This is a genomic window from Kribbella sancticallisti (assembly GCF_039530625.1).
Lineage (GTDB): Bacteria > Actinomycetota > Actinomycetes > Propionibacteriales > Kribbellaceae > Kribbella > Kribbella sancticallisti.
The window spans coordinates 409,606-431,473 of the sequence record NZ_BAAAOS010000019.1; the positions used below are offsets into that span (position 1 = coordinate 409,606).

General features: G+C 64.6%; 18 protein-coding genes. 6 read left to right on the forward strand and 12 right to left on the reverse strand.

All coding sequences use genetic code 11. The features are described from left to right. Window positions 1-382: 382 nt before the first annotated feature. The 4 genes from ABD255_RS16280 to ABD255_RS16295 all read left to right on the forward strand — a co-directional run bounded on the left by ABD255_RS16280 (window position 383) and on the right by ABD255_RS16295 (window position 9,592). Window positions 383-706, forward strand: coding sequence for a hypothetical protein (locus ABD255_RS16280; protein WP_344214606.1), 324 nt, complete (start codon window positions 383-385; stop codon window positions 704-706). 587 nt (window positions 707-1,293) lie between these two features. Further along, window positions 1,294-3,489, forward strand: a complete 2,196-nt coding sequence (locus tag ABD255_RS16285) for a HelD family protein (protein WP_344214608.1) — start codon at window positions 1,294-1,296, stop codon at window positions 3,487-3,489. After that, complete coding sequence (locus ABD255_RS16290) at window positions 3,486-9,017, forward strand: DUF3320 domain-containing protein (RefSeq protein ID WP_344214610.1); 5,532 nt, start codon at window positions 3,486-3,488, stop codon at window positions 9,015-9,017. Before ABD255_RS16285 ends, ABD255_RS16290 begins: the two co-directional genes overlap by 4 nt. Window positions 9,018-9,448: 431 nt before the next feature. Then, window positions 9,449-9,592, forward strand: coding sequence for a hypothetical protein (locus tag ABD255_RS16295; protein WP_344214611.1), 144 nt, complete (start codon window positions 9,449-9,451; stop codon window positions 9,590-9,592). 131 nt (window positions 9,593-9,723) lie between these two features. On the opposite strand, the gene ABD255_RS16300 is transcribed toward ABD255_RS16295, so the two are convergent. After that, on the reverse strand, window positions 9,724-10,113 hold the full coding sequence (locus ABD255_RS16300) for a hypothetical protein (RefSeq protein WP_344214613.1): 390 nt from the start codon (window positions 10,111-10,113) through the stop codon (window positions 9,724-9,726). 230 nt (window positions 10,114-10,343) lie between these two features. After that, complete coding sequence (locus ABD255_RS16305) at window positions 10,344-11,423, reverse strand: branched-chain amino acid ABC transporter permease (RefSeq protein ID WP_344214615.1); 1,080 nt, start codon at window positions 11,421-11,423, stop codon at window positions 10,344-10,346. Between the two features lie 107 nt (window positions 11,424-11,530). Between ABD255_RS16305 and ABD255_RS16310 the strand changes: the two genes are divergently transcribed. Beyond that, a complete protein-coding gene (locus ABD255_RS16310; RefSeq protein ID WP_344214617.1) occupies window positions 11,531-12,811 on the forward strand; it encodes an RNA-guided endonuclease InsQ/TnpB family protein in 1,281 nt (426 codons plus the stop codon). Here ABD255_RS16310 and ABD255_RS16315 read toward each other — a convergent pair. The 4 genes from ABD255_RS16315 to ABD255_RS16330 are packed head-to-tail and all read right to left on the reverse strand — an operon-like array spanning window position 12,764 to window position 16,398. Next, window positions 12,764-13,636 carry a branched-chain amino acid ABC transporter permease gene (locus tag ABD255_RS16315; RefSeq protein ID WP_344214618.1) on the reverse strand — a complete coding sequence of 291 codons (873 nt, stop codon included), beginning with the start codon at window positions 13,634-13,636 and terminating at the stop codon, window positions 12,764-12,766. The two genes, ABD255_RS16310 and ABD255_RS16315, sit on opposite strands and share 48 nt — an antisense overlap. A 15-nt stretch (window positions 13,637-13,651) precedes the next feature. After that, window positions 13,652-14,908: an ABC transporter substrate-binding protein gene (locus ABD255_RS16320; RefSeq protein ID WP_344214620.1), complete on the reverse strand. Its 1,257-nt coding sequence runs from the start codon at window positions 14,906-14,908 to the stop codon at window positions 13,652-13,654. A gap of 22 nt (window positions 14,909-14,930) precedes the next feature. Beyond that, on the reverse strand, window positions 14,931-15,632 hold the full coding sequence (locus tag ABD255_RS16325; RefSeq protein WP_344214622.1) for an ABC transporter ATP-binding protein: 702 nt from the start codon (window positions 15,630-15,632) through the stop codon (window positions 14,931-14,933). Next, complete coding sequence (locus tag ABD255_RS16330; protein ID WP_344214624.1) at window positions 15,616-16,398, reverse strand: ABC transporter ATP-binding protein; 783 nt, start codon at window positions 16,396-16,398, stop codon at window positions 15,616-15,618. Before ABD255_RS16330 ends, ABD255_RS16325 begins: the two co-directional genes overlap by 17 nt. 189 nt (window positions 16,399-16,587) lie before the next feature. On the opposite strand from ABD255_RS16330, the gene ABD255_RS16335 reads away from it, so the two are divergent. Then, the gene (locus ABD255_RS16335) at window positions 16,588-17,544 is read left to right on the forward strand and encodes a helix-turn-helix transcriptional regulator (protein WP_344214626.1); all 957 of its coding nucleotides are present in this window, start codon (window positions 16,588-16,590) and stop codon (window positions 17,542-17,544) included. On the opposite strand, the gene ABD255_RS16340 is transcribed toward ABD255_RS16335, so the two are convergent. The 6 genes from ABD255_RS16340 to ABD255_RS16365 all read right to left on the reverse strand — a co-directional run bounded on the left by ABD255_RS16340 (window position 17,545) and on the right by ABD255_RS16365 (window position 21,801). Beyond that, window positions 17,545-18,186: a hypothetical protein gene (locus tag ABD255_RS16340; RefSeq protein WP_344214628.1), complete on the reverse strand. Its 642-nt coding sequence runs from the start codon at window positions 18,184-18,186 to the stop codon at window positions 17,545-17,547. After that, the gene (locus tag ABD255_RS16345; RefSeq protein ID WP_344214630.1) at window positions 18,183-18,539 is read right to left on the reverse strand and encodes a hypothetical protein; all 357 of its coding nucleotides are present in this window, start codon (window positions 18,537-18,539) and stop codon (window positions 18,183-18,185) included. The genes ABD255_RS16340 and ABD255_RS16345 overlap by 4 nt, the downstream gene beginning before the upstream one ends. An 81-nt stretch (window positions 18,540-18,620) precedes the next feature. Further along, window positions 18,621-19,070: a cytidine/deoxycytidylate deaminase family protein gene (locus ABD255_RS16350; protein WP_344214632.1), complete on the reverse strand. Its 450-nt coding sequence runs from the start codon at window positions 19,068-19,070 to the stop codon at window positions 18,621-18,623. After that, window positions 19,063-19,731, reverse strand: coding sequence for a RibD family protein (locus ABD255_RS16355; RefSeq protein ID WP_344214634.1), 669 nt, complete (start codon window positions 19,729-19,731; stop codon window positions 19,063-19,065). Before ABD255_RS16355 ends, ABD255_RS16350 begins: the two co-directional genes overlap by 8 nt. A gap of 51 nt (window positions 19,732-19,782) precedes the next feature. Beyond that, window positions 19,783-20,700, reverse strand: a complete 918-nt coding sequence (locus ABD255_RS16360) for a hypothetical protein (protein WP_344214636.1) — start codon at window positions 20,698-20,700, stop codon at window positions 19,783-19,785. Window positions 20,701-20,808: 108 nt separating this feature from the next. Further along, entirely contained in the window at window positions 20,809-21,801 is a 993-nt protein-coding gene (locus tag ABD255_RS16365) for an SDR family oxidoreductase (protein WP_344214638.1), read from the reverse strand. Window positions 21,802-21,868 lie beyond the last annotated feature (67 nt).

Here is a 21,868-nt window from a genome sequence, read left to right on the forward strand (position 1 = left end):
AATCGTTGAGTCGCCTCCCTCGCATGTCGAGTACCGCTGCTCGGCGATGAAAGCCGTCTATTGCTCCGGTCTGACACCGATGCACGAGTTCGTCCGAAGAGCACCCGTGGCAGTCCCGGTTCCGAGCTGGATTTGCGGTTCAGCGCAGGTCTCCAGCAGGCTCGGGGCTACCGTGGTTCGTCCTCTCGGCTAGGCATGGTCCGGGCGCTCCGATGAGTGGCTGGCGCCGTACGAGCGGCTCTTGCTTGACTCGCCCAACTCTCACCAGTTACCTGAGTAACGATTCGCGCTAAACAGCGATGGATCGAGTACACCCACGGGTGATGTCTCCATCGTCTGCGATCAAATGAGCGCGGACCGGCGAGTCGGAAAGGGCGGATGGATGCTGCTGATCCAGTGGGGCGATGCTGCAACCTGGGTGTCGGGCGTAGCGACGGCGGTCGCGGTTACGTTCGCCGGGATTCAACTGCAGTCGTTTCGCCGCGACGCCAAGCACCAAGAGCGTGTGGAGTTAGACGGCGTCGCCGTTTCCTGGCGCGCTCGTGAAGTTCCGACGAAGCCTGACCCGGACGGGACCTCGACCGCGCTGTACACCTTCACTGTCCACAACCCAGGTAGGCTTCCGATCACCGATGTCGAGGTGAACATCACAGTGCCGTGCGCGCTTACACGCTCGGCGAGCTCACGATTGACAGGGTCGCGTTGAGGTCGCGCGGGTTCCAGATTCCCCGTGACGCGTCGATCAGCCGGCGACGCTCTCCGTCGATCTCGAAGTTGGTCAGCTGCTCTCGGGTCACGGTGCCGCCCGACTGATCTCGTAGATGAGCCAGGCGCGTCATGATCTGGTCGCGAAGGGCGAAATCTGCGGTGAGGTCCAGAACCATCCGTGTCCTCCCGTTGTGGTGAGGCATAACAGTAGATCTGCGTTGGGGCGGCACGCTCGCGCGTCCCCGATTCTGGTTCCGCAACGCGCGTGCTGTGGTCCGCAGCAGACGCTCGGCGCGGCTGAGTCTCGATTGGTAACGATTGAGGCATGCGGGACTCTCCGTGACGACTTGTTGTAACGGTCGGGGGCGAGGTGACGATCAATGGTTGTGGATGCGTCCACAAGGCGACCATGAAGGGCTTCGGCAGCCCGTTCGCCGCGGGCGGCCGTCGATGAGTGCTGGGGGATTGGTGGGGGAGTTTGAAGTGGAATCGTTCATGCAAGGGGTGGTTGCGGCCGGACGAAGTGTCGGAGCCGCCGCCTAGCCTCAACCTCAGGCTGATCACGTCGATCTCTGAGGGGGGCTCATGACGATTCAGCATCCTGAGTTTGAGCAGGAGCAGCGGTACATCGAGCAGGCCTATGATCTGCTCGACCGGGGATTGGCAGACGCCGAGCAGAACATCGTGAACTTCGAGGCGCTGCACCGATCGACAGCCCATGCAATGAATCGGGCCCTAGCGATCCTGCGGAACTCTCGCGGCTCTGGTCAGTTGGTCTTCGGGCGGATGGACCGCGAGGACGAGCAGCTCTATATCGGGCGTCGCCGGGTCTACGACACCGACCGGAACCTCGTGGTGGTCGGATGGCACGCGCCTGCGGCCGCGGCCTTTTACGACGCGACGCCCCAGGAACCGGGCGACCTGGTTCTGAAGCGGGTTTTCATCGAGCAGGACCGTCGCTTGCAGCGTGTCGTGGACGAGGTGGTTCGCCAGACCGCGCAGTCCATCGCGACCAGCGCCGGAGATGCCTCGATCAGCGACGCGCTGCTACAAGAGCTCGATCGTTCGCGTGACGGCGCGATGCGCGAGGTCGTCGCGACGATCCAGTCCGAGCAGTACCGCGTGATCCGTCACCCGGGTGATGGCGTCGTCGTCGTGCAGGGCGGACCAGGCACGGGAAAGACGGTTGTCGGCCTTCATCGGGCCGCCTGGCTGGCTTTCAATCGCCCGGACATCAGGAAGCTCGGCATGCTGGTGGTCGCTCCGAGCACGACGCTGTTGACCTACTTCAGCGGTGTCCTTCCGTCTCTCGACGTGTCTGACATCGACCAGATGGATCTCGATTCCCTGTACGGCGGCGAGGCGCGGGCGACGACCGTCGAACCGGTCGAGACCGCGCGGATCAAAGGCAGCGCGGCCATGAGTGTCTTGCTGCGTCGTGCCTTGGATCAGCGGATCGGCTGGGACGAGGACGAGCTCGTGTTGCCACTCGGGGCAGACCGGATCCGGATCCCGGGCGACGAGATCTACCGGCTCGTGGAAGACATCAAGGGGCGAGTCCTACCTCACAACGAAGCGAGAGATGTACTCCGCCAGGCGTTGTCGGCCCTGGCGGCCAAGAACCACGCCGATGCCCAGCGACTGCAGAACCGTCCGGTCCGTGCCAATGAGGCGACAATTCGGCGCTTGTCAGCCTTCAACAACGCCCTCGACCGGATGTGGCCGAGCTTCACTCCTGAAGAGTTCGTCCGAAGCTTGTACTCGACGCAGAGCTGGTTGATCTCTGCCGCGGAGGGACTGTTGGCAGCCGACGAGAGAGCGAGGCTATTCCGCTCCTCCTTGGACGGCGAGGCTTGGACGCGGGCCGACCTTTTCTGCCTTGACGAGGTGTCGTTCCTGCTCAACGGCGACTCCATGACCTATGGCCACATCGTTATCGACGAAGCTCAGGATCTTTCCCCGATGGAGGCCCGGGCGCTGGCGAGACGATGTCCGTCGGGCTCGTTTACGGTGCTTGGTGACCTCGCCCAAGCAACGGGCGTTTGGGTGCGTGACACCTGGCAGGAGCTGACGGAGCATCTCGCGACCGCCGACGCCTCTGTCCACACACTCACGATCGGCTACCGGGTTCCCGCTCCGGCGTTGGCCCTCGCGGCCAAGCAACTTCCCCTGGTCTCACCCGACCTGGAGCCGCCGCTATCGATTCGTGTGGGCCGCGGAGAGCCTCAGATCTGGCAAAGCTCGACTGAGGAGCTGCTGGTCGAGGTCATGACCTTGGCTGAGCGCTATCGCGACGAGAGCCTCACGTCTGGCGTCCTCCTGCCAGACGCCCTCTACGACGAGGCGCTGAGGGTCGCGGGCGATCAGCACATCAAGGTCGGGGACGGCCGAGATGGTGACTTCGCCCTCGAGGTAACTCTTGTCCCGGTGAGCTTGTGCAAAGGTCTTGAGTTCGACGTCGTGATCCTGGTTGAGCCAGCGGCTATTGCTGCTCAAAGCGTTCAGGGCGCGCGGCAGCTCTACGTCGCGATGACGCGCTGCACTCAGCAGCTGGACGTTGTCCATTGCGAGGTCCTGCCAGCAGGATTCTCACAACACGACGAACTCGGCGACGAACTGTTGGAGCGAGAGGGCGCTGCCGAATCAATGATTGACCTGCTCGGTCGGCTGAACGCCGAAGACCTGGCATTGGTCGAGAGTCTCGTACGCCGGTTGGCCGGTCCACCGGAAGAAGTGCGCGCATTGCCATCAGGGCAGCGCGACGAGGAGTGGATCCAATGACGATGCCAGGTGCAGACCACGGTCTGAACGCTGCACAGGTCGACAAGCTCACCAGGCAGATCACCCACTGGCGTGAGGATTTGCTCAACCTGGACCGCCGTCAGCGGCTGGTCTACTTCGCCCACACACGCAGCGCATCGCTCGAAATCGTCGGCGCCGAGCTCGATGAGGTGCTGGCGCAGCTCTGGGACGGAACACCTCTGCAAGCAGCCGACCTCGAGCCAGAGGAAGGTGGCGCCAACGAGGCGCCGTCCCTACCGCTGATGTCCGATGGCTTGTTGGTCAAGGACAAGACGCCTGCCAAGCTCCGAGCGTCCTGTCGGCGACTCGATCAGCTTTCTAACCAGGTCTACGCCGACCGAGGCTTCTGGACCCTCTACGCCGGCGTCGGGATGCTCCGCTGGGTTGAGCAAGACACCCAAGCGACCGTGGACAGCCCGATCCTGCTGTGTCCTGTGAAGCTCCACCGGCAGGGCAACCAGTCGCCGTACACGGCTGAACGAACCGAGGACGAGATTGTCGTCAACCCGGCACTCAAGCTCAAGCTGGAGAAGGACTTCGGGATCGAGCTCGACGACCTCGATCCCGATGGCTTCGATGTGTTCGAGGTCCTGGACGAGGTTCGCCGGCGGGTCTCCAAGTCGGCCGGTTGGGAGGTCCATCATCGGGTGGTTCTGACGAACTTCAGCTTCCATAAGGAAGCCATCTACCGGGATCTGATGGACCATCAAGACGAGTTGCTCGCCCATCCCATGGTGCAACTGCTTGCACTAGGGGATGCCGCGCCGAGCGCCGATCGCTATTCCTTCGAGGCGATCGAGGACGACGATCTCGACAAAGTCGTCGCACCTGAGGATCTGATGAGCATTCTCGATGCTGACAGCACTCAGCGGCAGTGCATCATCGCGGCCCGCGAGGGCCGGAGCTTCGTTGTCGACGGACCGCCTGGGACCGGCAAGAGCCAGACCATCGCCAACATCATTTGCGAATTGATCGCCACGGGCAAGACCGTCTTGTTCGTCAGCGAGAAGGTCGCCGCTCTAGACGTCGTTCGCAACAGACTAGCGAACGTCGGGTTGAGCGACTTTCTTCTCGAGCTGCACAGCCACGCGGCGACACGGAAGGAGGTCGTCGGGCAGCTTGGACGCGCCCTCAAGCAACGAGCGAAGGTCAAGGGGCAACTGCCCGAGTCCGAGCGCCAGTCTTTGAAAGTCGTCCGGGAGAATCTGAGCAGCTTTGCGGCCGCGATGGGAGAAGACCGGCAACCCTTCTATCAAAGTGTCTACGCGGTCCTGGGCCGCATGATGCAGCTCCGTGAGTTCCAGGTCGGCTCGGTGACGAGACCGAATGAGTGGTCTGGCTTGACGGCGGTACGACTCGAGGAGTTGCGGGCCGAGGCCGGAAGGCTGGCGCGAGCCTGGCGGCCAGTCAGCGAAGGCGCCGACTTCCTGTGGCGCGAGCTTGAAAATCCTGTTCCAACACCCGGCGAGATCGAGGCTCTGCGGAAAGCCGCCGCGTCAGCTCGTGACACAGCTATCGCGCTGGCGCGTCGGATGCATGCTGTCGACGACAGTGTTGCTTTGACTTTGCCGCAGACGATAGCCGGCGTCGAAGACCGGGTACAGCTGCTGAATCTGCTCGCCTCGAATCCAGCGGCACCAGGATCATGGCTTCAGATCTCGGATCTGGATGTCGTCAGGGAGATGGTCGGCCAGCGTCAGAAGCTCTCCGACGAGTACAACGGCGCCAGGGAGGCGCTGACGGGAATTGTCGGTTCGGCCTGGCGGGCGGTGGATCCAGACCTACTGCCGGCTGCTCGGAGTCTGGTTGATAGGGCGCCAAGTCTGCTGGAGGCCTGGGCGCCGCAGCCGACGATGACCGTTCGGCAACTACAGGCCTTGCTGGGCTTCGAAAAAGGGACCCCAGAGCGCCTCGAGGCTGTCGCGAGGGACGCCCGTCAACTGAGTTCACTGTTAGGAATCCGGGCCGAAGGGCTGAGCCTCGATCGCGCCGTGCAGTTGGCCGAGCTTGCGTCCTTGGGCGGCCAGGCAGCACTGCCGGAGCGAGACTGGCTCAATCCTGCTGTGCAATCTGCCTTGGACGAGTCCAGCAGAGTCCTCGGCGAACTGGTATCCGTCGTGAACCAACGGCGTGCGGTCATTGAACAGGTCTTTACTTCGGAGGCCCTGACCATCGACCTCGGGGCCCTCAACGTCAGGTTCTCGCAGAGCCATGTCGGTTTGCGCCGATTCAGTAAGAGCGCTCGGGCCGATCGCAAGCTCCTGCGCGGTGTCACGGTTGCCGGCAAGGTGGACAAGGGGACTCTGGCCCATCTCGACGAGGCAGTGGCCTGGCAGCGCGCTGAGCAGCACCTGGCACGTGACGAACAGACTTATGCTCCTCGATTGGGTCGGTATTACCGTCGGACCGACACAGACTTTGGTCGTCTCACAAACGCGATCTCGACAGCTCATCGAGCTGTTCAGCTTGCGGCCGGAGACTTGAACGATGGACCGATGGCGCAGCAACTGACGGTGGGCGGAAGCCCGGATCCGCAGCTTTTGATCGTCGCAGAGCGCCTTCTGGAGTCTGGTGGAGCGTGGAGCGAGGAGCTACGGACGCTGGTCGGCGACGCCGCAGCCTCCGAGCTCATCAAGTTGCCGCTGGATCTCCTTGCTGAGTCAGCTGTCGCAGCCACCTCCGCCGCTGAGCGGGGTTGTGATGCCTTGTCGACCATAGCTCAACAAGCTGGATGCGACCTGCCGATTGGCAGAGCCGTGGAAGCGCTAGAACAGGCAAGCGTCGTCGTCGGGTGTGATGCAGCCCTCTTGGACACGTTCGAGCAGGACCGTCTCGACCTGGGTGCGCACTACGACGGAGCTGAGACGACCTGGAGCGCGCTGAAAGCTGCGGTTGATTGGGCCGACAGGGTTCGCCACCTGGTTGGCGGTGCAGTCAGCGAACTGTCCGCGACCCGGATGAGCGATCCAACGATCGGTGCGGCGGAACTGGCCGAACCGCTGAATTCTTGGCGAGCGGCGTCAACGACACTCGGCACTGCCTTCCACCCCGAGCAGGCGAGGAATCTTCGCGACGAACTAGACGAAGATATCGGTGCTGCCGCCGAGTTGCTGGCGGAGATGGCAGCGTCTGCACCGGAGGACATCGCCGAGTGGGCCGCGTACACGAAGGCTGTTCGGGAACTCGAGGGTGCCGGCCTCGGTGAGGTTGTCGGCGCGCTACACGGCAGCCGAGTGCCCTCATCTTCGGTGGAAAGAGCCATTGAGCATGCCCTCCTCCAAGCCTGGGTCGAGGCGACGATGGCTGGAGATCCTCGTTTGGCCGAGTTCAGGTCAGTCGATCGTGATGCGCTGGTTCAACGGTTCCAGGGCATCGATAAGCAGTTGGTGCAGTCCGCGCATGTTGCAGTCGCAGAGGCGTGCAACCGGCGGAGACCGAAGATGGTCGGTGGCGCTGCTGCGGCCTTGATTCAGCGCGAGGCACAGAAGAAGAGCCGCCATTTACCGATTCGGGACCTGCTGGCGAGGACGGACGACATCGTTCAAGAGTTGAAGCCCTGCTTCATGATGAGCCCTCTATCGGTCTCACAGTTCTTGCCTGGATCCTTCACCTTTGATGTGGTCATCTTCGACGAGGCCTCGCAGGTCCTGCCGTCAGACGCAGTCAACTGCATCTATCGCGCCAGACAACTCGTCGTGGCCGGAGACGAAAAGCAGTTGCCACCGACGGCCTTCTTCACGCAGGCGATCGACGAGTCCGACGAGGACGAAGAGCTTGACGACTTCGAGTCGGTGCTGAAGCTCTGCAAGACCAGCTTCGCGTCCCTGCCGCTGACCTGGCACTACCGAAGCCAGCACGAAAACCTGATCGCTTACTCGAACTACAGGTTCTACTCGACTGATGGCTCGCCACTCCAAGAAGGCGGCCTGCAGACGTTCCCAGGTGCTCGCTTCAACGCACCTGATCTGGGTGTCGAGTCGTTCGTCGTCAACGGTGTCTACCGCCGCGGTTCATCGCGCGACAATCCGATCGAGGCCGAGGCGGTGGTCGACAGAGTTCTGTATCACCGACGTCATCATCCAGAGTTGTCGGTCGGCGTCGTGACATTCAGCAGCGCCCAGGAAGACACGATCACGGCGGCACTCGACCGGCGATCCGCTGACGAACCTCTACTTCGCGGTCTGCTCGAGAAGCACGACCGCCTGACTGGATTCTTCGTGAAGAATCTGGAGAACGTTCAGGGCGATGAGCGCGACATCATCATCTTCAGCGTTGGCTACGGCCCGGACGAGAACGGCAAGTTCACGATGTCGTTCGGACCGCTCAACTCCCGAGGAGGCTGGCGTCGACTCAACGTCGCGATCACGAGAGCCCGCATGCGGGTCGAGGTCGTGAGCTCGTTCCGAGCCGGCGAGATGCACGAGACCAGCAGCGACGGCGTTCGCCATCTCCGCGGATACCTGGACTTCGCCCAACGAGGTGTCGCAGCGCTGGCACTGGAACTGGACGAGGGCGAGCATGATGTCGAGAGCCCGTTCGAGGCGGATGTGTTGCAGGCAATCCGCTCCTGGGGATACGAGGTCGTGCCGCAGGTGGGCACGGCCGGTTACCGGATCGATCTCGGTGTGCGACACCCCGATCGGCCAGGCGAGTATGTGCTTGGCGTCGAGTGTGATGGCGCCGCGTACCACTCGGCAAAGACTGCCCGGGATCGAGACCGTCTGCGCGGCGCAGTACTGGAAGGACTTGGCTGGCGACTGCATCGGATCTGGGGACTCAGCTGGTATCGCGATCGTGAGGGGCAGTTGGACCGCCTCCGATCCGCGATAGAAGGGGCGATCGCGGGTGAGAAGTCAGCAGCGACCGAGCCAGCAAGAGGCGCCCAACCACTGGCTGTCGAGATGGAGGAGATCGATCTCGACGAGCCGCCTGAATGGGCAGTGACCTATGTTCCCTATGCCGAGCCCGCGCCGTACAGCTATTACGAATTGGGCAGCGTCGAGGCGCGGGAACCGTTGCGGACCTACCTGACTGGTCTGTTCCGTCACGAGGCGCCGATCCACCGCGACTTGGTCAACAAGAGAGTGAGGGCGGCGTTCAGTGTCGGGCGGATCGGATCAGCCATCCGCGACAACATAAGCTTCGTCGCCAGGAGATCACGGGTCGATGGCATACCGATCCGCCTCGATTCGTCGGGCTTCTATCGACTGGACCAGGTAGTAGCCGCGTCGGTTCGTGTGCCAGCCGACGCCGAGGACGTCCGGTCCGTTCAGCACGTGCCGGCCGACGAACTCGACCTCGCGGTCATCGGCGTAGTCGTCGACGCCGTCAGCGCGGGCGATGCTGAGGTGCTTGCGGCCGTTCGTGGGATGTTTGGCTGGCGGCGCAGTGGCTCCGACATCGTCGCCGCGGTAGAGGCCTCCATCAAGCGCTGCGTCGACAGTGGTGCGGTCGAACGTATGGCCTCAGGGTCTCTCCGTCTCGGCATCGCGTCAGCGCCGAACTAGCAAGGGACGTTCAGGTCGCGGAGGAGAAGTCGCTGATGTTGGAGAGACCCGGGGGCGACCGGTCAGCGTTCTCGGGTGGGAGAACCGGGCGTATGGCGAGGGCCGATGGGCCGTTCGAGGTCGCCGCGCGGAGGTGTCGCGGCACCGGCTGCTGGTGGCACGCCTTCCAGACCCTTCATTGCTTGAGCCAGGTCGGGAGGTAGTGGTCGGCGAACTGGGGCGATCGGGCGGGTTGGGTCTTTGCCCGGGCCGACGGCCGGCTCGACGTTGGGGAGGCTGTCCAGCTCGGCCAGAGGTGCACCTCTGGTACGGCCAAGACGATTGGCCGCAACCTCGAAAGGGCGGCCGTCTTTTCGAGGCTCGAATGCCATGACCTGACGGACCGGCGGATGGTCAGCTGCTGCGCCTTCGAACTCGCGATAGATCAGTCGATGAGAAGGTCCCATCGCCCGCCCACGTCGAGTGAACTCCGCGACCACCGTGAGCTTGATCTCGGCGCAGTCGCGGAGGTCAGGGTGGCGATCGGAGTAGCCGAGGCGCTCACCGTCGAGGTCCGCTTCCCGGCCGTCTCGTAGGGCGCTCAGACCGGTGCGGACGGCTGCGAACTGTTGAGCCTCTGGGCCGGAGGGATCTTGCAGGACCTTCGTGTGGAGGTCGCGGAGTTGAGCTTGCAGTTCCGGATGGACCATCAGGTGGTACTTCGCGGTCATGGTCGCGGCGTTGTACCGTCGTTCGGGGGTTCGTCATCGTCGTCGAGATCCCAGCCGAACTCCTGTGCGAGGTCGTCGACTGGCACGTACTGATTCGGCGATGCACTTGCCAGACGCTGCCGGGCGACCTGTCGGGTACGGTCGGCCTGGGCGGACTCTTCGGCGAGCGCGTCCAGACGCTCCCATTCCTCGAAGGAGATGACGACGCCCTCGGGCTTGCCTTCGTCGCCGAAGAACAACGGCTCTGCCTGGCCTGCCTTGAAGCGATGCAGCATCCGAGGCAGGTTGAGCGCAGCGGTCGGCGTATCGATGATGAGCAGACGCTCGCCATTCTCGCGGTCGTACGGTGTTTCCGAGGACATCCGGACTCCCTCCAGCGATGACATCATCATCACCTTATGGCAGCGACGGCTGACCGCGTGGGAGCTTTCCACAGGTCTGAGGCATCGTCTCTCATGGCCAAGGTTCCGACCAGCCTTAGCTCTGAGCCTTATGGGTCGCCTGTGATGCACGGACGGCAACGACGTTGAAACAGCTGGTCGACATCGCCGGAGCGGACCACAATGGTCGGGCTTTGCTCGATGGCCAAAGTTGATTGCGACGGTCGCCTACATACTCACTGCTTCGGCGCTGCGGCGGGCTCGTGCTCGACCACGGTTCCTGTCTCGAGCGGGGGTGCTGTCGTGCAGCTGAGGTGGGGTTCTGCATCCGGGACGGTGCGGCGGCGGTGTAATAGGTGGGCGATGGTGCCCCAGACGCCACGGCGGAAGAGGAGAACGACCACCACGAAGATTAGGCCGGTGATTAGGCCGGGGCCGGTGATGTTCAGCGGGCCGAGGTGGATGCCGGAGGTCGCGACGTAGTCCTCGACCTGGACGATCAGGGCGGCGCCGATGGTGCTGCCCCAGAGGGTGCCGATGCCGCCGAGGACGGTCATGATCACGACCTTGCCGGAGGTGGTCCAGTAGACCTCCTGGAGGGAGGCGAACCCGTGGCTGATCGCATACAAACCGCCAGCGAGCCCGGACAGACCCGCGGAGATAACGAAGACCATTACCTTGTATCGGTCCACCGGGTAGCCGAGGGAGCGGGAGCGGGCGGGGTTCTCGCGAATCGCGACCAGCACCCGGCCGAAGGGCGAATGGACCACCCGCCAGGCGATCCATAGGCCGAGAAGCGCCAGGGGCAGGCCGGCGTAGTAGAAGTAGAACGGGTCTGATAGATCCAGCCCGAACAGGTTCTTCGGGATGCCCTGCAGGCCGTTCTCCCCGCCGGTCAGACTCCGCCACTGGTTCGCGACGTAGTACACCAGCTGTGCGAAGGCGAGAGTCACCATCGCGAAGTAGATGCCGCTACGCCGTACTGCGAGCAGCGCGATCGGCACGGCCAGCACCATCGCCACCACGGCCGCGCCGGCAATCGCGACGGGGAAGGGCGCGCCGGTCTTGATGGCGATCGTGCCGGCCGTGTACGCCGCGCTGCCCCAGAACGCCGCATGGCCGAACGACAGCAGTCCGGTGAATCCGAGCAACAGATCGAGCGCGACCGCGAACAGGGCCCACGCAATGATGTCCATCGCGATCGGCGGGTAGATGAGCCAGGGCAGCGCGAGCGCGATCAGCAGTCCGCCGAGCACGGCCACCAGTCGCCACAGGCGAGGCATTGCCGCCAACTTGCGGATCACCAGTGCCGTCATCAAATAGGTCGCGGTTCCTCCCTGTCTTTCAAGGCGGGGAGGAACCGCGACTCCCTCCCCTCAAGGTGGTCGCCGAACTGTCGGCGGTGGCTGGTTGAGTAGGTGCCGTGTCTCGTTATCGCTTGTATCCCACACCGGCGCAGGCTGCTGGGCTGATGGCGCATTGCGGACAAGCCCGGTACGTGTGGAACCTGGCCGTCGAGCAATGGTCGATGTGGACACGTGACAAAAGACCCACGCCGGGATTCGTTGAGCAGGCCCGGCAACTGACCGAAGCGCGTGCTGTGTTTGGCTGGTTGCGTGGCGGATCGCAGACCGTTCAGCAACAAGCGCTGCGGGACTTCGACCAAGCACGGCGGAACTTCTTCGCCGGCAGCCACCGCCGCCCTACATGGCGCAAGGCCGGACGGAATGAAGGTTTCCGTATCGTCGGCCCGCAAGCCGGCCGGGTTGAGCAAGTCAGCCGTAAGTGGGCGCGCGTGCTGGTCCCGAAGGTCGGCTGGGTGCGGTTCCGGGTATGTCGTGCACTGCCCGAGGCCAAGTCGTACCGGGTCAAGCGTGACAGCGTGGGCCGCTGGCATATCGCGTTCGCTGCGGTGCCGGACCCGATCCCGGCGCCGGGCAACGGTGAGGTCGTAGGTATCGATCGCGGTGTGACCGTGTCCGCGGCGCTGTCCACCGGTGAACTGCTCAATTGCCCAGGATTGTCGGAGTTCGAGCAGCGGCGACTTATGCATCTTCAGCGGCGACTCGCCAGGGCGCAGCGCGGCTCGAATCACAGGAAGCGCGTCAGAGCCGCGATAGCGAAACTGCACGCCCGCGCCGCGGCTCGCCGCAAGGACTGGGTCGAGAAGACATCCACAGATATTGCGCGCCGATTCGACATGATCCGCGTCGAAGACCTCCGGGTCGCGCAGATGACGCGGCGGTCGAAGCCGAAGCCAGACCCCGCCAGGCCGGGTAGCTACCTGCCGAACCGGCGACGCGCCAAAGCCGGGCTGAACCGTGGCATCCGCAGCCAAGGTTGGGGTCTGCTTGTTCAGCGGCTCGAGCACAAAGCGGCCGGCAGGGTCGAGAAGGTCAGCCCTGCGTACACGAGTCAGACGTGTTCGCGTTGCGGGCATTGTGCATCTGGAAACCGCGAGAGCCAAGCGTTCCAGTGCCAGTCCTGCGGCCACAGCGACCATGCAGACCTGAATGCCGCAATCAACATCGCCGCCGGACGGGCGGTCAGTGCGCGCCGAGACAAGCCAGTACGGATGTCTGTGAAGCGTGAACCTCAACTCACTACCTTCCGCGTAGATGGGTTGGAATCCTCGTCGGTTACGGCGGGGAGGACGTCAAACGGCAGTCTCCTCGCGGCCGAAGAGGCCGGCTGGGCGCCATAGGAGCACTATGGCCATCAGGATGAAGACTGACGTCGTGGCCAGTCCGGGGATGTAGACGTTGCCTAGGGCTTGCAGCATGCCGATCAGGAAGCCGGCGGCTACCGAGCCGAAGATCGAGCCTAGGCCGCCGATGACGACTACGGCGAAGACGAGAATGATCAGGTCGGCGCCCATGAGAGGGCTGACGGCCCGCATCGGAGCAGCCAGTACTCCGGACAGCCCGGCCAGGGCGATCCCGAAGCCGAAGACCGGGGAGATCCAGCGGCCCACGTCGATGCCCATCGCCCGAGTCAACTCCGGGCGTTCGGTGGCGGCGCGGATGATCATTCCCACTCGGGTGCGGGCCAGGAGCAACCATGCGCCCAGCGAGACCAGTACGGAAAAGACCAGAACGAAAACCTGGTACGCGGGGAAGTCGAACAAACCCAGATCCACGCTGCCTCGAAGGCCGGCTGGTTGCGGGTAGGGCTGGGGTTGCGAGCCGTACTTCATCCGCAGGAGGTCCTGGATGATCAAGGTCAGGCCGAAGGTGAGCAGGAAATTGTAGAGCGGGTCGAGCGCGACCAGGCGGCGTACGAGCAGACGCTCGAGCGCCATTCCGACCGCACCGAGCACCAACGGCACGACGACGAGCGCGACCCAGAAGTTGACGCCGGCCTCGTTGAGCAGGATGAAGGCGCCGAAAGCGCCGAGCATGTAGAACGCGCCGTGGGCGAAGTTGACCACGCCGAGCATTCCGAAGATGACGGCCAGGCCAAGGGCCAGCAGGGCATAGAAACTGCCGTTGACCAGGCCGTTGAAGGCGTGTTGAAGAACGTCAGCCATGAAGAGATACCGCTCCTAGCCCATCTTGCAGGTGCTCTCGGACACCGGCTTGAACGCCTTGTCCGCGGGAATGGTGGTCAGGATCTTCTCGTAGTCGTAGTCCTCCTTGACCTCGTTCTTCGGCTTCACCTCGGCCAGGTAGACGTCGTGGATGACGCGGTGGTCCTCGGCGCGGATCTTGCCGTTGCGGAGGAAGAAGTCGTTGATCTCCTTGCCTTCCAGGTTCTTCACGACGTCGTCGGAGGCGTCGGTGCCGGCTGCCTGGACGGCTTCGAGGTAGTTCATCGCGGCGGAGTAGTTGCCCGCGTGCGCGTACGACGGCCGGGAGCCGGTCTTCTCCTTGAACTTGTCGGCCCATTCGCGGTTCTGCTGGTCGAAGTTCCAGTACCAGGCGTCGGTGAACTTCGTGCCGGCCAACGCGTCCGGACCGAGCGAGTGGATGTCGGTGATGAACATCAGACCGACCGAGAGGCTGACACCTTTGTCCTTGAGCTTGAACTGGTTGTACTGCTTGACCAGGTTCACCAGTTCACCACCGGCGTGCATGGTGCCCAGCACGTCGGGCTTCGCGGCCGGGGCCTGCAGCAACTGTGAGGAGAAGTCTCCACTGGTGTTCGGGAACTCCGACGACTTCTTGCCGACGACCTTGCCACCGGCGGTGGCGACGGCCTTGGAGAAGCTCTTCTCCATGTCCTGGCCGAACGCGTAGTCGGGGTAGACGAGGTACCAGTTCTTCGCGCCGGCCTCGGTCACCGCAGTACCGGTTCCGTTGGCCAGCATGTAGGTGTCGTAGGCGTAGTGGAAGGTGTACTTGTTGCACTTGTCGCCCGTCAGCGCGGTCGTGGCCGCAGTGATGTTGAAGTAAAGCTTCTTCTTGGCCAGCGCCTGGCCCGCGACCGCGAGGGCGGCGGACGAGGTCGGTACGTCGAGGATGATGTCGGCCTTCTGCCGGTCGTACATCTCCTGCGCCTTGGTGTTGGCCACCTCGGGCTTGTTTTGGTGGTCGGCGACGACCACCTCGATGTCCTTGCTGACGGCATCGTCGCCGTGCTTGGCCTTGAAGTCGTCGACGGCCATCTGGACCGCCTTGACCGCGTTCGGGCCGGACAGTTCGCTGTAGATGCCGGTCTGGTCGTTGATGACGCCGAGCACGATCTTGTCGTCGCTGATCTTCCCGCTGCCACCGGACGGGCCGCCCGCCCCGCCGCCGCAGGCCGCGAGCAGCGAGACGGCCGCCAGGGTCGAGATCGCCGGAATGAGGTTTCGTCGCATGGGTTTCTCCTCCGATGATGCGTTAGATGCCGAGGTACTCGAGCAGTTCGTGCTCGCGTTCCTTGACCTCGGTGTTGTCCAGCGTCTGCGCGACCCGGCCTTGGGCGAGCAGGTAGTGGCGGTCGGCAACGGTCGAGGCGAACCGGACGTTCTGTTCGACCAGCAGGACCGTCACCCCGGCCGCCTTGACGTCGCGCAGGATGTCGCCGATCTGGTGCACGAGGACCGGGGAAAGACCTTCGGTCGGCTCGTCGCAGAGCAGCAGGCGCGCGCCCATCCGTAGTACGCGGGCGATGGCGAGCATCTGCTGCTCGCCGCCGGAAAGCTTGGTACCGGGGAACTTCCGGCGATCCTTGAGAACCGGGAACGACTCGTAGACGCGGTCCACGGACCAGGCGCTGTCGCTGATGGTCGGTGGAAGTCTGAGGTTCTCCTCGACGCTCAGGCTGGCGAAGATGCCGCGGTCGTCCGGTACCAGGCCGAGGCCGCGGCGGGCGCGCCGATGAGCCGGTACGCCGGTGATGTCGGTGCCGTCGAGGGTCACCTTCCCCGCCGTGGGGCGGTGGAGTCCCATCAGGCAGCGCAGGAGGGTGGTCTTGCCGGCGCCGTTCCGGCCGACAAGGGTGACCACTTCACCGGCTGCCACGTCGAGGGACACGTCCCGCAGTACCTGCGCTTCGCCGTACGACGCGTTGATGCCTTGCACGCTAAGCAGCGGACTCACCGCCCAGGTAGGCCTCGATCACTCGGGAGTCATTGCGTACTTCGTCGTACGTGCCCTCGGTGAGGATCTGGCCGAACTGGAGCACGGTTACTCGATCGGCGAGACCCGCGACAACGCTCATGTTGTGCTCGACGAGTACGACCGTGCGGTTCGTGCGGATCCGTTTGACGAGGTCGACCGTCCGCTCGACGTCTTCCATGCCCATGCCGGCTGTCGGCTCGTCGAGCAGGAGAACGGCGGGATCGAGAGCTAGCGCGAGGGCAAGCTCGAGTGCACGCTTTTGCCCGTACGCAAGGGTTCCAGCCGGTACTTCGCGCTGCCGGGCGAGGCCGACCTCGTCGAGCAGTTCGCCGGCGCGATCGCGGAACTTGGTCAGGACCCGGTCGGATATCCAGAAGCGGTGGCCCAGTTTCGTCGTTCCCATCAGGGCTAGCTCGACGTGCTGCTGGAGCGTCAACTGCTCGAACAGATTGGTGATCTGGAACGAGCGGGCCACACCCAGCCGGGCGATCCGTTCCGGCGAGGAGCCGGTGATGTCGCGGCGGCTCAGCTTGATCTGGCCGGCGGTGGGCTTGAGGAAGCCGGTGAGGAGATTGAACAGCGTGGTCTTGCCGGCGCCGTTCGGGCCGACCAGGGCGTGTACGTGACCTTCCGCGACGGTGAGGTCGACGCCGTTGACGGCGGTGAAGCCGCGGAAGGTCTTCGTCAGTCCGGTGGTCTCGATCACCGCCCCGGAATCGCGTCCGGGGGCGTTGCTTGGATCCATGGGTGGAACCTAGGTGCGCGGTGAGTGACCTTCCATGTCGTCGGGCTACACAGTGCGGGCCTGATTGGTGTGGTGTCCGCACAGGGCATGCGGGCTGCTCGGTGGTCTATCGGGCTGTCGTGACGGTGAACGGCCGCGCGGGCGGAATCGCGGAGGAAAGTCTTCCGCGATGAGTGAGAAGATCCGGAGATGTTGGAAACCTCTGCGCGGCTTCTTCGGCTCCTGTCGCTGCTCCAGGCGCGTCGGGATTGGAGCGGGCCTGATTTGGCTGAGCGACTGGGGATCTCTACTCGGACCTTGAGGACCGATGTGGAGCGGTTGCGGACGCTGGGGTATCCGGTGGAGGCGCGGCCGGGAGTGGCTGGTGGGTATCGGTTGGGGGCGGGGGCTGAGTTGCCGCCGCTGTTGCTGGATGACGAGGAAGCCGTGGCTGTGGCGGTTGGGTTGGGGGCCGCGGCAGGCGGGAGTGTGGCGGGGATTCAGGAGACGTCTGTTCGGGCGTTGGTGAAGTTGCAGCAGGTGTTGCCGTCTCGGCTTCGGCATCGGGTCAAGGCGTTGCAGGGGGCGATGGTGACGGTGTCGGGGAGTGGGCCGATGGTTGATGCTGAGGTGTTGACGGCTATCGCTGGGGCTATTCGGGCGAATGAGCGGTTGCGGTTTGAGTATTCGAAGGAGAGCGGGGAGGTTGGCGTTCGCAGTACGGAGCCGCATCGGTTGGTGGCTTGGGGGAGGCGGTGGTATTTGGTCGCTTGGGATGTGGAGCGGGAGGGGTGGCGGACGTTCCGGGTGGATCGGATTGTGCCGAGGGTGCCGACTGGGCCGCGGTTTGTGCCTCGGGAGTTGGATGAGGAGAAGCTCACGGACTTCGTGAAGAGGACGGTGGGGACGGCGTCTTGGCAGTATCGGGCTCGGGTGGTGGTGAAGGCGTCCGCCCAGTATGTGCAGGGCCGGATGCCGATCCCGATTGACGCGGAAGTCGTTGATGAGAGCACGTGTGTTGTGGAGCTGGGGTCGGATAGTCCGCATCAGCTCGCGTTGTGGCTGGGGATGCTGGACGCGGACTTCGAGGCGGTCGACGCCCCGGAGTTGGCTGACGAACTGCGCAAGATGGGCGATCGGTATCACCGAGCGGCTGGGCCAGCCTAACTACCTGTCGCGTTCCGGTGGATGGTCGCGATGTTGGTGCGTCGATGGATGGTGCGAGGCGCGAGTTGCGCGGCCCGACGTGGCACCGGTTGCGGGAGCTATGTCTGAGGCTGCGGCGAGGGCTCGGCGGAGGTCGGGTGGAAGAGGTTGGCGAGCCGGGGCCGCTGGACCCTGCTGCGCTCGTGGGCCTGAGGTCGGGCGTCGGTCAGGGATGGACCCGAATTCTTCGACGCGGACGCCGAGCTTTCGGTTGAGGCGGGCCGCGGCGACGATGAAGGGGCGGTCATCGCGGCGGGGTTCGAAGGAGACGGCCTCGCGGTACGGCGGACCGCCGTCCTCGGCTTCGAACTCGCGGTAGATCAGGCGGTGGGACGGGCCCAGTTCGCGGTCGCCGCGAGATTCCGGGATGGCTTGCAGCTTGATCTCGGCGCAGTCGCGGAGGTCGTGGTGTCGCGGCGAGTAGCCGAGGCGACGGCCGTCGAACTCCTCTTCGCGTCCGTCGGCCAGTGCCTTGAGACCGTCGATGACTGTCTTGAACTCGCGATCACGCAGGCCACCCGGTTGGCTCCGTGCGGCCTGCTGCAGAACGAAGAGGTGCCGTCTGAGCTCCGGCCGGATGATCAGCCGGTACTGCGTACTCAAGGCTTCGGCTTGTCCGCGTCACCGGTTCCCTCCTCGAGATTTATGCCGAGCTCGGCTGCAACGTCCTCGAAGGGCACGGACGGACCCGCGTTCTTGTCGGCGAGCCGCTCTCGGGCGATCTGGTAAGTCTGGTCGAACCCTTCCTCGCCGGCAGCTATAGCCATCAGCCGCCGCCACTGGTCCCAAGAGATGACCACACCCTCGGGCTGGCCGGCATGGCCGAAGATCAGCGGCTCCTGCTCTCCTTCGCGGAAGCGGACCAGCATGTCAGCGAGATGAGCCGCGGCGACGGAGGTCTCGATGACCCAGGCAGTTTCACCGTCAGGCAGCAGGTACGGCGTCTCGGAGTTCATGGAGTTTCCTTCCCGGTGGGGCGTTTTAACAGGATAGGCCGGGAGGGCTACCGGGCTGGGGAGTTATCCACAGCGGCTTGGTCAGGTGAAGAGGTGGGCGTTGAGCTCGCGTACTGCGGGCGCCAGGTCGGGGTATTCGATGACCTCGAGGCCTGCGGAGGTGAGGAGTTCTACGCCTTCGCAGTCTACGAACAGGGAAGGTTCGCGCCAGGCCAGAACGACTCGGGGGATGCCGGCGGCCAGGATCAACTGCGTGCAGGTGCGAGGGCGGGAGGCGCGTTTGCTGCAGGGTTCGAGGGTGGTGTAGATGGTTGCGGTGGGCAAGCGGGAGTCATCCGGAGACAGCTTGCTCAGGGCAACTTCCTCGGCGTGGTCCTTGGGGTCGGTCTCGCGGGAGTAGCCGGTGGAGATGATCTGGCCGGCGTCGTCGAGGATGATCGCGCCGACGGCGAACGCGGTCTGCGACGGCGGGCAGGAGCGGGACAGGTCGATCGCCTGCTCCAGCCAGTAGCGGTCGTCGTGGTCAGTCATCGGCAGGCCTCTCCAGGAGATAACGCACCAAAACTACGTCACCGAGCCGGCGTACTTCGGCCAGGTCCATCCGGTGCGCGGAGTCGTGCGGGAAGTTGCCGGGGGCGACGAAGCGTGGGGCGGCCGGGTCGCCGACGAAGAGCGGGGCGATGACGAGGTGGAGTTCGTCCGCCAGGCCGTCGGTGAGGAACTGGGTGAGCATCGTCGTTCCGCCCTCGACCAGCAGGCGCTGGATGCCGCGGGTGGCGAGGTCACGGAGTACGGAGGGGAGGTCGGGGGCCTCGATGACGGTCGCGACCTTGTCCAGAGAGGTCCGCTCAGGGGCGGTGGTGTAGATGAGCTTTTCGACGTCGCCTGCGGTGAAGAAGTTGGCGGTCGGGTCGAGGTCGCCGGTGGACGTAATGGTGACCTTGACGGGGGAGAAGGGGCGACCGGCGGCGACTCGGCGCTCGCGGCGTTCGGGGGAGCGGACCAGGAGGCGGGGGTTGTCCCGGCGGATGGTGTTCGCGCCGACGAGGATCGCGTCGACGCTCGCCCGTACTTCGTCGACCCGGTCGAAGTCCTCGTCGTTCGAGAGCAGCAACCGCTGGTCTGTGGTGTCGTCGAGGTAGCCGTCGATCGACGCGGCGGCCGACAGTACGACGTACGGGCGATCGGGCACGTGGCTCCTCCGAAATCGGGATCTAGTGCTTCAGCAGGAGCGTATGACGGCTCAGCCGCCGCGGCGGATGCCGGTGATGGCGAAGCGCTCGACGCCTTGAAGATGAGCGCCGACTGATACGACGATCGTCAGGGCGGGATCGGTCGCGCCGCGGAAGCTGACCCGGGTCGACCACGGTTGACGTTCACCGCCGGCAGCGAGACAGCAGAACGAGCCGATCGGCTCGGCGGACGACGGCTGACGGACTTCTACTCGAATGGTCTCGTCCACGCCGGTGATCAGGCCGCCCGCGGTCACTGGAGAGGTCACGGTCGCGGCGTACCGGGGGCGGCTCAGCGTCAGCGTGCTGTCGATGGAGCCGACCACCTCCCACGGCGCGTCCTCTCCCTGACCGATCCGGACCAGATGCAGCACGGCTGCGACGATGAGGGGGCCTTCGTCGCCGTGAAAGCCTACGGCGACCCGCGCGTCGTCGCCTCGGATCGTGCGGGACACCACCTGGTCGACCTCGTTGAAGCCGAGGAACTCGGTGGTGAAGGTCAGCGCGGTCTGATCCGCGTCCAGATGCCACGGCTGCTGCCCGCCGGCGCGGTACTGACGCTGCCACTCGATGGCCTCCGCTACTGAGGTGAACGGCCACAGTGGCTGAAATCTGAACGGCCTCGGCGACGGCGACGGCGAGTCGGTAGGCGTCGGCGAGGTTGTGCGTGTCGGTGAGGTGGGCTTCGACGTGGTGGGCTTAGGCGAGGGGTTGGCTGTGGCTGACGGCCGCGGCGGCGTCGTACGAGTCGGCGAAGTACTGGCCGAGGGCAAGGGAACAGCGGGCTGGCCCGAGTCCGTCTGCCCGCCGAGGTACACGACAGCGAGCCCGGACAGTACTGCGGACAGCAGTGTGATCGCCGCGGCCGCTGCGACGATGACCGCCGCTCGCGTACGACGATTCGGCCGCCCCTGTGGGTCTGATGTCATGGCTGTTTCCCCTGACTTGAGGAAACCTCACAAACGGCCGCCTGGGCAGACCAATCGCGCAGGGTTATACAACTGATGCCCTTTACGTGGTGTGTGTGACTGTCCCGCTTAAGTAGTCAACCGGGCCAGCAGGCGGCCGGCGCGTGCGCTGAGTTCATCCAGCGACTCGGCGATGAGCGCTACGGGTGGGGAAAGGAGAAGGGCCAACTGGCGACTGGCTGACTTGGCCGTGTCGTCGAAGACGCCGTGGGAGCCGTGGTCGCCGGGGACCGGGTCGTTGAGATTGTCGGGACGGTTCGGGGTTTCGGGTTCGTCCACCTGCTGGCTGTCGTAGCCGGTCTTCCCCAGGAAGGCGTCCAGCAGCGGGGCGGCTACGCGGTTCCCGAGGATGGTGTAGACGGTGGGTAGGCCGACCCAGATCTGCCGGCGGTTGTGGTGCGCGGCGTGCCAGATCGCTTCGGCGGCTAGTTCAGGTTGATAGATCGGCGGGACCGGCTGAGCCTTGCGGTTGAGCTTCGAACGCTGGATCCGGAATTGCGGAGTGTTGACGGCCGGCATCTGTACTTCGGCGATGCGGACGTTGCTCTCGTCGTGGAGCAACTCGCAGCGGATGGAGTCGGTGAAACCTTGCGCGGCGTGCTTGGCGCCGCAATACGCCGATTGCAGGGGAATTCCGCGGTACGCCAGCGCCGAGCCGACCTGGATGATCACGCCCTGATCGCGCGGGATCATCCGCTGAAGGGCGGCGCGGGTTCCGTTCACGAAGCCCAGGTACGTGACCTCGGTGACGCGGCGGAACTCTTCCGGCTCGAGGTCCAGGAACGGTCCGAAGACGGTCGCCATCGCGTCGTTGATCCAGACGTCGATGGGGCCGAGTTCGTCCTCGATCTGCTTCGCGGCCCGCTCGACGGCTTCGTGATCACTCACATCAGCCTGTACTGCGACCGCCCGGCTGCCGGTGTACTCGACCTCCGCCTCCGCCGCGCTGAGCCCCTCGTCGCCCCGCGCGATCAGCCCCACGTCGTACCCACGCTCGGCGAACAGCCGCGCGGTAGCCCGCCCGATTCCAGCACTTGCCCCGGTGATAGCCACAACACTCATGTCCCGCCGGTGCCCATCATCGCCGTCCCTAGTCGCCGAAACGTGCTTACGATCGATGCGTGGGCGG